Origin of the sequence: Marinicella gelatinilytica (assembly GCF_026410405.1) — a bacterium.
Lineage (GTDB): Bacteria > Pseudomonadota > Gammaproteobacteria > Xanthomonadales > Marinicellaceae > Marinicella > Marinicella gelatinilytica.
Genome location: NZ_JAPMLN010000006.1, coordinates 149,526 through 160,208 on the forward strand (window position 1 = coordinate 149,526; position 10,683 = coordinate 160,208).

The 10,683-nt window shown below is 44.5% G+C and carries 9 protein-coding genes; 4 read left to right on the forward strand and 5 right to left on the reverse strand.

Annotated elements, in window-relative coordinates; genetic code table 11:
* Positions 1 to 14: 14 nt before the first annotated feature.
* Positions 15 to 521: a SixA phosphatase family protein gene (locus tag OS173_RS05825; protein ID WP_267183327.1), complete on the reverse strand. Its 507-nt coding sequence runs from the start codon at positions 519 to 521 to the stop codon at positions 15 to 17.
* 110 nt (positions 522 to 631) lie between these two features.
* Between OS173_RS05825 and OS173_RS05830 the strand changes: the two genes are divergently transcribed.
* From OS173_RS05830 to OS173_RS05845, 4 genes are read left to right on the forward strand one after another with little or no spacing between them, the layout of a single operon-like run.
* Positions 632 to 1,216: a TetR/AcrR family transcriptional regulator gene (locus tag OS173_RS05830; RefSeq protein ID WP_267183328.1), complete on the forward strand. Its 585-nt coding sequence runs from the start codon at positions 632 to 634 to the stop codon at positions 1,214 to 1,216.
* Positions 1,213 to 2,271, forward strand: a complete 1,059-nt coding sequence (locus OS173_RS05835; protein ID WP_267183329.1) for an efflux RND transporter periplasmic adaptor subunit — start codon at positions 1,213 to 1,215, stop codon at positions 2,269 to 2,271. Before OS173_RS05830 ends, OS173_RS05835 begins: the two co-directional genes overlap by 4 nt.
* Positions 2,268 to 5,297, forward strand: a complete 3,030-nt coding sequence (locus tag OS173_RS05840; RefSeq protein WP_267183330.1) for an efflux RND transporter permease subunit — start codon at positions 2,268 to 2,270, stop codon at positions 5,295 to 5,297. The genes OS173_RS05835 and OS173_RS05840 overlap by 4 nt, the downstream gene beginning before the upstream one ends.
* Entirely contained in the window at positions 5,284 to 6,714 is a 1,431-nt protein-coding gene (locus OS173_RS05845; RefSeq protein WP_267183331.1) for a protein adenylyltransferase SelO, read from the forward strand. Before OS173_RS05840 ends, OS173_RS05845 begins: the two co-directional genes overlap by 14 nt.
* Before the next feature lie 46 nt (positions 6,715 to 6,760).
* Here OS173_RS05845 and OS173_RS05850 read toward each other — a convergent pair whose 3' ends face one another.
* The 4 genes from OS173_RS05850 to OS173_RS05865 form a co-directional block, all read right to left on the reverse strand.
* Positions 6,761 to 7,492 carry a dienelactone hydrolase family protein gene (locus OS173_RS05850; RefSeq protein WP_267183332.1) on the reverse strand — a complete coding sequence of 244 codons (732 nt, stop codon included), beginning with the start codon at positions 7,490 to 7,492 and terminating at the stop codon, positions 6,761 to 6,763.
* Entirely contained in the window at positions 7,482 to 8,747 is a 1,266-nt protein-coding gene (locus OS173_RS05855) for a metal-dependent hydrolase family protein (RefSeq protein ID WP_267183333.1), read from the reverse strand. The genes OS173_RS05850 and OS173_RS05855 overlap by 11 nt, the downstream gene beginning before the upstream one ends.
* A gap of 156 nt (positions 8,748 to 8,903) precedes the next feature.
* A complete protein-coding gene (locus OS173_RS05860) occupies positions 8,904 to 10,214 on the reverse strand; it encodes an aminopeptidase P N-terminal domain-containing protein (RefSeq protein ID WP_267183334.1) in 1,311 nt (436 codons plus the stop codon).
* Positions 10,207 to 10,521, reverse strand: a complete 315-nt coding sequence (locus tag OS173_RS05865; RefSeq protein ID WP_267183335.1) for an MGMT family protein — start codon at positions 10,519 to 10,521, stop codon at positions 10,207 to 10,209. Before OS173_RS05865 ends, OS173_RS05860 begins: the two co-directional genes overlap by 8 nt.
* Positions 10,522 to 10,683: the final 162 nt, after the last annotated feature.

Consider the following 10,683-nt stretch of genomic DNA (forward strand, 5'->3'; position numbering starts at 1 on the left):
ATCGGGAAGCCACTTTAATCACTATTCAATACATTGACCACGGCCGGCTGACCTGTTGCTTCTGGAATCACCACCACCTGATAAATCAAATGATAGGTGGCCTCATCCATATCCGGCACGACCTGTTGAGACATTAACCGCACCAAGTCAGGGGTGGTGTTACTGTGACCGACAATCACGGCATTTTTATTTTCTTTAAGCAGTTGCTGCGCAAAATTCTCTAAATCGCCGGCGTCATAGGTAATAATCGGTAAATTTTTAATTTCAGCAATGGGCTTGGCGGTTGCTTTAGTTCGCAGATAGTTTGTTGAATATATCACTTCAATTTCAGCTGTGGATAACAAATGAGCGATGCGTTGGGCTCTTTGCTCGCCCTGCTGTGTTAATGAAGGATCATCACCCAATTGTTTTTCGGCATGTCGTATCAGATAAATGGTGGCTGCTAACGAATGACCTGCACACATAACAATCAATAACAACACCATAACAACCCGTTGATTTAATAAACTGTAGTTCTTCATCGATGAGCTCGCCACAAATAAACACAGTATAAATTTATTATTGATTGTCTTCATTATATTTTTGAATTCAAGATTGACCGACCGGTCAGTCAGCTATATAATCCGTTGTTATGAATCCAACAACCACTAAAAAAGAAGCCATCCTGGCGACCGCCCTCACCTTATTTGCCGAGCATGGCTTTGCCCATGTGTCGATTGCCATGATTGCGGATCAATCAAAAGTCACCAAGAGCTTAATATTTCATCATTTTGGGAACAAAGAACAATTATGGGATGAAGTTAAACAGCACTACTTTACGCAATACGCCAAAACCCAGGAAGTTCTCTTTGAACAAGAAAAAAATCCCTTGGCACTGATTGAGAAGTCTGTGCGTAATTATTTTGACTTTATTCAACAAAACCCTCTGGTGGCGAGGTTTTTTAGTTATGCGCATTTAGACAATGATGACAGCTGCGGTGATCTTGATCGTCCCTTAATTGATCAGGCGAATTTATTGATAAGAAGTGCGCAAAATCAAGGTCTAATCCGTTCCAGCATAAACCCAACTGTGTTAATTATGACTTTTATCACCGGTATTAATCAATACTTTGTGGCCCGCTGTCGTTTTCAGCAGTGGGATGCCGATTTATACCAGGATAATGACACATTTATTAATGGCTTTATTGAATTACTGATGGCAGGAATTACACCATGAACACACAAAAAACTATCGGCTATCTCATCATCATTGTGGTTTTGTTAACCGGCTGCAAAGATAACCTCAACCACTCAGAAGACCCATCGGACAGTCAAATTATTTATGCGGCGTTTTCACCACAAACCCAACAAAAGCAGCATCAAATTAGTGCCTTCGTTCAGGCACTTGATCAGGCTCAGTTGGGTTTCCAAGTGCCTGGCAGATTATCTGATCAATGGGTTGAGATAGGACAAGCGGTGAACCAAGGTGATGATTTACTCAGTTTATACAACCCCGCTTTGGCGCCTCAAATTGACCGGTTAAATGCACAAATTAAAGCCAATCAAGCTGAATTGACACAAACCCAGGCAGAGTTAGAAAGAAATCAATCCTTATCCAGTATTCAAGCCATCAGTCAAAATCAACTGGATCGCTTAGCCAGTCAAGTTAAGCAGTTACAGGCACAACATGCCACGTTATCGGCACAATTACAGGAAGCGCAAAATAACTTTCAAGAAACCACTTTAAAAGCCCCGTTCTCTGGCGAAGTGGCAGATATACTGGTAAAACCCGGCACCATGGTGCAAGCCGGACAACCGGTGATAACCCTGAGTGGTTCCGAGGTATTTGAAGCCCCGCTTTATATCAGTCATGATTTATTAAAGCACCTAACCGTTAAACAGCAACTCAATGCGTTTATCGGTCAACAAACATTTACCGTGACAGTGAAAGAAATCAGCCGCGCAGCCAATCCCGCTTCTCAACTGTTTAAAGTTCTGGTAAGCATAGACCCAAAAATCAGACTTCTTGCGGGAGAAAAAATTGAACTTATCATCAAAGAACCGATAGATCATATCTATCAATTGCCGGTCAATGCCGTGATTGATGACGGCATTAATGAGCCTTATATTTATAGCCTTGAAAACAATGTGGTTAAAAAATTAACGGTTGGCGTTGTGGACTTTTATCAAAACCAAGTTTGGGTAACCATTGATCAGCACAAAGGTGATGTCACCATTGTCACTGATGGACAAAGCACCCTGACACCACAACAAACTGTACCAAGCGTATGAGCATAGTTCGTCTACTGGTTAATCAAAAAAGGCTGATTTTTACCACGTCCATTTTATTGGCCTTATTCGGCATCATGTCTTGGTCAAATATGAACCGGCAAGAAGATCCGTTTTTTCCCTATCGTCATGGTTTTGTTTTGGTGCAATACCCTGGCGCTGATGTTCACAAAGTTGAGCAACAGGTGCTTAAACCTTTAGAAGAAGAACTGGCTCAAATCGAAGAACTGGAAGAAATCCGATCAACAGTCAGAGATGGTTTTGCTCAAGTTGTGGTACAAATGCTGGAGCACATTGATGACACTTATCTGGTCTGGGATAAGGTTCGCCGTGCCGTCAACCGCGCTGAAAGAAAATTCCCTGAAGGTGTCTTAGAAGCCACCGTGGAAGACCGCTTATTGGATACGGCTCTGGCAGTGTATGCCATTGCCGGCAATCCTGACGTCATGCAACTGCGCAAAGCCGCCAAAGACATCAAAAACCGTATGTTTGGCTTAAAAGGTGTCGGTAAAGTCAGACTTTACGGTATGCCCGAAGAACAGGTTACCATCACCATAAATGAAGCTTTTGTCACCAGCCAAGCCATAAATCACGAATCCATTGCCGACCAAATTGCTGCCAGAACCACAGCGAGGCCGATAAAACCATTACATGTGGGTCGGCAACGGGTGAGTTTAGATGCCCACACAGAATTTAAGTCATTGGCAGAAATAAAAGACACCGCAATCCAACTGTTTAATGGTGAACAACTGCCCTTATCGGCACTGGCCGATGTTCGCATTGAGTCTGAAACTGTTGGTCAAACCGGCTTTTGGCACCATGGTGAACGGGCGGTGGCTTTGGCACTTTATGTGCCCAATAACCGCCTCAATGTGGTCGATTTTGGTGAGCAACTTCGAGACTATGTGGCCGAATTGGCCGAAGAGTACCCTGACATGACCATCGAAGAGGTGTTTTTCCAACCGGACCGAGTCACCGACCGTTTACGTGAATTGGGTTACTCTTTACTAACAGGCATGGCTTTTGTCACCATTATTTTAGCACTATTCCTTGGATTCAGGCCCGGTTTGGTGGTGGCGACCATTATACCTTTGGTGACGTTTTCTGCTTTGGCGATATTTAATTTAGGTGGTGGTGTCTTACATCAAATTGCCATTGCCGGTATGGTTATCGCGCTTGGTATGCTGGTGGATAATGCCATCGTGATGGTAGAAAATATTCAATATTATATTGACCAGGGAAAACGGGGCGGTGAAGCGTCGGTGATTTCAGTGAGACAACTGGCCATGTCTTTGGGCTCTGCCACCGGCACCACCATTGCCGCGTTTATGCCGATGCTACTGTCACAGGGCAATGCGTCAGACTTTACCCGTGCCATCCCGGTAATGATTATTCTCTCGATTTCTGTCAGTTACATTTATGCCATTATGGTGACACCGGCTTTTAGCCATCTATTTTTAAAACCCAATAAAGAACGTCAACAATCATCACTTGAAAAGCTTGGACAACAATTAGGCGGTATCGCGGTCAGTAAAGGCACTTACATCATACTGGCTGCAGTTCTATTTATTGCGGTTTCCGGCTATTTATTCACACATGTGCAAAAGGACTTTTTTCCCGACACGGATCGCAACCAGTTGATCATTGATATTAAATACCCGGAAAATTATCACATTCGAGAGAACACGGAGATTAGTCGAGACATTGCACAACGCATTGCGGCCCGTGAGCACGTCCAAAAAACAGTCACTTTTGTGGGTAACTCAGGCCCGGTGTTTTACTATAATTTGGTGGAAAAACCACAATCTCCGCATGTTGCCAGAATTGTGGCTATTTTAGATGATGTCAACAACAGCCATGAGCTCATCAAATGGATTGGCGAATCCATTAATCCGCTGTATCCGCAAGCTGAAGTGGTGGCGCATCGTTTGGGTCAAGGACCGCCGGCGGAAGCGCCAATTGAGTTAAAGGTGATTGCTCATAATCGTTTGCAATTGCGTGACGCAGTACAAACCATCCAAACACAATTACAACAAACCGAAGGTGCACGCATGGTACGCAACACCATCGGGCTCGGCATGGCTAAACTTACACTCAGTCCGGATGATGTTTTACTCAACATCAATAACATCACCCGACAGCAACTGGCATCGGGTCTGGCCTTACGCACATCCGGGCAAGTCATCGGTCAGTATCGTGGTGATCAAGATCCGATGAATATTGTCATGCAATCCTCTCAACACGTTAATTTTCCGATTGAGCAATTATCGAATATTGCCATTTATCACGGCCAAGATAAACTGTCCTTAAGCACCATTAGTGAGGAAAGTATTTCTTATTTACCGGCCGCCATCCATCATTTAGATTTACAACGAACCGCCAGTATTTATGCCGAAACCAAAGATGGTTATACCTATAATGACGTTTTAACAAAACTAATGCCAACATTAAAGGACATGGACTTCCCACGTGGCGTCACCTATCAGATTGCCGGCGCAGCCAAAGAATCGAGTGAAGCCAATAAATCACTGGGAAATGCCCTGCCGATTGGTGTTATTTTATTGCTGGTGTTTTTGTTGATTGAATTTAATTCTTTTAAAAAGGTACTGATTATCTTAATCACGGTACCTTTGGCTTTTTCCGGTGTACCTATTGGTTTATTATTGACCGGCACACCTTTTGGATTCACCGCCACTTTGGGGGTGTTGGCTTTGGTCGGCATAGTTGTCAATAATGCCATCGTCTTGTTGGATTTAATTCAGCGCAATCAAAATGAAGGTATGCCCTTGGCTGAAGCCATTGAGCAAGCGGTGGCACGCCGCACCCGACCGATTATCTTAACCACCTTAACAACCATTGCCGGCCTGTTACCTCTGGTTATGACAAAATCAACCTTGTGGCCGCCGCTGGCCTGGTCCATTATTTCCGGGTTAACGGTATCCACGGCCTTGTCTTTATTGGTCATACCCGCCATGTATCAATTATTAATTAAAGACAACAGACAATCCATTATCCATGAAACTAACTAACCAGTACGCTGAATTAGACCCACAGTTGTGTCAGACATCACAACCTTATATGGTGAGCGAACCTACTTTATTACTGTGGAACAGTGATTTAGCGGAACAACTGCATTTGAATCAATTGCCCAAAGACAAACGCGCCGATTACTTTAGTGGTCAAATAACTTTACCCGGTTCACAACCTGTGGCTTGTGCCTATGCCGGTCACCAATTTGGTCACTTTAACCCCCAATTGGGAGACGGTCGGGCTCATTTATTGGGTGAAATCAGTGATGGCAACAGTGTATTTGAATTACAACTGAAAGGTTCAGGACAGACACCTTTTTCACGCAATGGTGATGGCTTATGCACTTTAGCCCCGGCATTACGCGAGTATTTAATGAGTGAAGCCATGTTTTATCTGGGTGTACCAACCACCCGATGTTTGGCGGTGGTCAGCACTGGTGATGATGTGTTTCGGGAAAAATCACTACCCGGTGCCATTGCTACACGGGTGGCCACATCCCATGTCCGAGTCGGTACTTTTGAGTACTTTGCCGCGCGCGGTCAAATGGATGTGGTTAAAAAATTGGCAGACTTTGTGATTGCTCGTCATTATCCTAACTTAACAAACAGTTACAATAAATACTTTGATTTGCTTAAGGCCATTATCCAAAAACAAATACGGTTGATTAACCATTGGCTGCGGGTTGGCTTTATTCACGGCGTCATGAACACCGACAATACTTTACTCAGTGGCGAGACCATTGATTATGGTCCCTGTGCCATGCTGGGTGTTTATCATCTTGCCACCGTTTATAGCTCTATAGATCGTCGAGGACGATATGCCTATGGCCAACAGGCCGCAATTATGCAATGGAATATGGCGCGCTTGGCTGAATGCCTGATTCCGCTGTTTAATGGTGATGAAAATCAAGCGCTGCAACAGGCTGAAGCCATTATTATGGCCATCCCCAAACAACAGTCAGCTGATTTTGTGACCATGATGAACAGAAAACTGGGGTTCCTGGAACATGTATTCTCGCAACAATGGATTGATGGTTTATTACAACGCCTGCAAAATCAACAATTGGATTACACACAAACCTTCACGGCTTTACGCAATGACCTCAACGATGAAAGCCCAAATCCTGAGTTAGGCAAACAATTGGGTGATTATTATCAGCAGTGGCGTCAGCAGGTTACAGATTCAAATTTTAAAAACGTGCAACAAACCATGACGCAAACTAACCCGCTGGTTATTGCCCGAAATCATGATGTGGAAAATGTATTGTCAGCTGCTATTGAGGACCACGATTTACAACCTTTCAAAACACTGCTTCAGGTTTTACAATCGCCTTATGAGATGACTCAGAACACCACTCAGTTTCAACAACCGGCACCGGATTTTGATGCCGGTTATCGAACCTTCTGCGGCACGTAAACCTTTAAAGCAACCCGAGCCGGTTGGGCCGGAATCACACCTTTTTTTACACGCGACCGGCTATTTCAGCGATAAAGTCAGTGATAAGCTGTTCACTGCGACGGTGCGCATCAGCATCATAAACCGTACCAAAATCAAGGTCATTGGCACCGGGCGTGGTAAAGGCATGATAAGCCAAACCAAAATCATGCTTTTGCCAATCACAGTCAGCCTGCATCAGTTCTTCTCGTAATTGTAACCAATCTTCATCACTGACCATGGGATCTTTGACACCATGTAACAATAACACCTTAGCTTGCCAATGCTCCGGCGTGCTGACATCGGGTTTATTGAATAATCCATGGACAGAAATAATGCCGGCCACGTCTTTGTTAATTCGCGCCAAATCCTGCACCACCAAACCACCAAAGCAATAGCCAATGGCCACCACCTTATCAGCGACAACATCGGGACAATTACACAAGGCCTCAAAACCGGCATTGATGCGTTTATGCAACTCAGCACGGTCATCCATCAGGGGTTGCATCAAAGCCGCTGCTTCGTCATTATCTGCGGCAATTTTGCCCTTGCCATATAAGTCCACAGCCAAAGCCGTCATGCCACGACCCGCCATTTCTTCGGCTTTTTGATCGATAAATTCCACCCGACCTTTCCACATCGGCACCAATAGTATTGCCGGTGCATGTTTATCCGGATTCTCAGGCTGTGCCAATAAGCTGTGCGCCTCAACCTCGCCTGATGAATAGTTTAAAATTTTGGTTTTTACTCTAGTATTCATTTTTAACGATTTGACCTCCTTTAATAACCACCGGAATATCGGTAAGTATCTGAATATCATCTAAGGGATTATTTTTGACCACCACCATATCGGCATAACTTCCTCTTTTGATGACACCGATTTTATCATCACCAATTAACTCAGCTGCTGTTCGGGTGGCCGCCATAATGGCTTCAGTCGGTGACATCCCTTGCGCCACCATTAAGGCAAATTCATCGGCATTGCGACCGTGCTCAGAAACCCCGCTATCGGTACCAAAAGCAATCTTCACGCCGCCGTCATAAGCGCGCTTAAACGCTGCGCCCATAATCGGTCCAATGGTGGCGGCTTTTTGAGCGACCATCGGTGGAAAATAACCATCTTCTTTGGCTTTTTCGGTAACAAATGCACCGGCCATTAAAGTCGGAACCAAATAGGTATCGTGCTTCTTCATGAGTTTAACAATCTCATCATCCAGATAGCTGCCATGTTCAATACTATCGACACCGGCTTCAATGGCCCGCTTCATGCCGGCTTGACCATGGGCATGAGCCGCCACTTTAAAACCATAATCCTGAGCAATGTCAATAATGGCCTCAAGTTCATCCTCTGCAAACTGACTGTTGTCACCGCTGGATGCCTGACTCAAAACACCACCGGTGGCGGTGATTTTGATTAAATCCGCACCGTCTTGATAATGCAGTCTAACTGCCCGGCGGGCCTCATCAACACCGTTAATCACACCATCTCCGGGCGTGGTTGGGGGATGCAAGCCATCACGGTAACCATTACTGGGATCAGCATGACCGCCGGTGGTGGCCAAGGATTTACCGGAAGTGAAGATTCTTGGACCACTGACCTTTCCTGCTTTTATGGCGTCACGTAAAGCCACGGTCACACCAAATGAATCACCCAAATCACGCACCGTGGTAAAACCGGCTTGCAAGGTGCGATCAGCATACCGCACCGCATTTAAAGTAACATCAGCGGCATTCAGCGTAAATTTTTTGATATAACTATCGGGTCCCATCTGTGAAGATAAATGGGTATGGGTATCAATTAAGCCTGGCAAACAATAACCATCACTCATGTTTAAATCTATAGTTTGATCATTTATATCAGCTACGCTAACCACCTCGCCTTGATCTATTTCAATAACTTGATTTTCCACAAACTGACCTTGCTCGCTGTCAAATAAATGTCCACAAGAAACCGTTAAAGTAAAACCGGAGCTGCTGATGGCCAATAAAACAACCACTATTAAGTTTTTCATCATTTATCTCTCATTGAGACCTTTACATTAATCTGGGTCGATGGAAAAAAGAGCTAAAATTCCACCAATCAAGGCAGGAAACGTAGTTAATAGTGGTTCTATTGACAAGTTTTCTAACGCAGAGTGGTGGAATTTTAGACTTTTTAACTCGATTCATGATTAATGTAAAGGTCTCATTATGTGTTCAATGTCATCAATTTCTTTGACGATACCTGATGACAATACCTGATGACCTTTGGCAGTCACCAGAATATCATCTTCAATACGGATGCCCATGCCACGCCATACTTCAGGTGCATCACTGTCCGGTCCAATATAGAGCGCCGGTTCAATGGTTAATACCATATCTTTTTCAAGCTCAATCCACAAGTCATCCACCTGATAATCACCACAATCATGAACATCCAGTCCCAGCCAATGGCCAGTCATATGCATGTAGTACTGACGATATAGCTTTTCCTCTAAGACCTGTTGCAACGTGCCTCTTAATATCCCTAAATCCAATAGACCTTGGCTTAAGGTCTTCACAGCGGCTTCATGGGGTTGGTTCCAAGGGTTGCCTGGTTTAACAGTGGCGATGGCATCTTTCTGAGCCTGAAGCACCACTTCATATAAATCCCTTTGCCGAGCACTAAAGCGACCATTCACCGGAAAGGTACGGGTAATGTCCGAAGCATAATAATCATATTCCGCACCTGCATCTATAAGTACCAAATCACCGTCTTTAAGCTGTTGATTATTGTTAATATAGTGCAATATACAGGCATTGGCGCCACCACCGATAATCGGCAAATAACTGGGTTCTGATTGTTGCCGTGTTAACTCATGCATGTACTCAGCCTGTAAATCATATTCACAAAGACCCGGTTGGCAAAACCGCATCATCCGCTCATGTGCTTTGACCGCAATATCCACAGATTTTTTTAGACATTGTATTTCCGCGGGGCTTTTATACACCCGCATGTCATGCAGCATTGGGTTTATTGAAACAAACTCCTCAGGTGCCCGAGATTTCTGGCCTTTACGCTGCTCTATATTTCGCACCCAACCACTGATTTTATGGTCAAATTGCTCATGCTCACCCAGCTTAAACACCAAGCGTTCACGATCCTGCATAAGCAAAGGTATGCGCTGATCCGCTTCTTTAACATCAAAAGCCTGATCAAAACCAAACGCACTCATGGCATCTTCAGTACCCACCATGGGTCCATCCCAAATCATTTTATCCGGGTCTTTTTCACGACAAAATAGTATTTCCGAATGACTTTTGTCACCAGTCAACAGAACCAACAATGCGTCCGGCTCATTAAATCCGGTTAAATAATAAAAATCACTGTCTTGACGATATCGATACTGAGCATCTCCATTCCTAAGCATATCGTCACGGCTTTTGAGTATTATAACGGCGTCTTCACCAACCCTTTTCATCAATTGTTGGCGTCTTTTTTTAAATTCTTCGGTTTTAATCATCCCAATCGGGCTTCCATTGATAAAGAGTTAAGTCTATTCTATCACTTGGAGAGATTTCAATGCCTTCGATGCGTAATTTTTGTCGCTGCTTGTCGGCCGCCAATCCGGTCAGTGAAATGCACCCGCGCGCATTAATAATTCGATGCCAGGGCAAGTTGTATTTTTCACTGCTGCTGTGTAATAGACGCGCCACCTGACGGGCAGCTCGTGGCCGACCGGCCATGGCCGCAATTTGCCCATAGGTGGCCACTTTGCCGGCAGGAATGGCCGCAATAATTGAGATAATGCGTTGACTTAGAGACTGCATAAAAAAGCCCGGTTATACCGGCCTCAGACTGCTGACAAAGTCCCCACTTTTGCGTGGGGATTTTTTATAATAGCAATATGCTAAAAAATCATCCCCCCATCCAAACAAGCTATGAGTTTGTCAGCCTTGAGGATTTAGTGCCTCAAGACCACTTAGTCAGAA

What these genes read in the sequence shown, in the direction of transcription:
- OS173_RS05825 (WP_267183327.1), bottom strand. Translation starts at nt 521, where the DNA reads ATGAAGAACTACAGTTTATTAAATCAACGGGTTGTTATGGTGTTGTTA.
- OS173_RS05830 (WP_267183328.1), top strand. Translation starts at nt 632, where the DNA reads ATGAATCCAACAACCACTAAAAAAGAAGCCATCCTGGCGACCGCCCTC.
- OS173_RS05835 (WP_267183329.1), top strand. Translation starts at nt 1,213, where the DNA reads ATGAACACACAAAAAACTATCGGCTATCTCATCATCATTGTGGTTTTG.
- OS173_RS05840 (WP_267183330.1), top strand. Translation starts at nt 2,268, where the DNA reads ATGAGCATAGTTCGTCTACTGGTTAATCAAAAAAGGCTGATTTTTACC.
- OS173_RS05845 (WP_267183331.1), top strand. Translation starts at nt 5,284, where the DNA reads ATGAAACTAACTAACCAGTACGCTGAATTAGACCCACAGTTGTGTCAG.
- OS173_RS05850 (WP_267183332.1), bottom strand. Translation starts at nt 7,492, where the DNA reads ATGAATACTAGAGTAAAAACCAAAATTTTAAACTATTCATCAGGCGAG.
- OS173_RS05855 (WP_267183333.1), bottom strand. Translation starts at nt 8,747, where the DNA reads ATGATGAAAAACTTAATAGTGGTTGTTTTATTGGCCATCAGCAGCTCC.
- OS173_RS05860 (WP_267183334.1), bottom strand. Translation starts at nt 10,214, where the DNA reads ATGATTAAAACCGAAGAATTTAAAAAAAGACGCCAACAATTGATGAAA.
- OS173_RS05865 (WP_267183335.1), bottom strand. Translation starts at nt 10,521, where the DNA reads ATGCAGTCTCTAAGTCAACGCATTATCTCAATTATTGCGGCCATTCCT.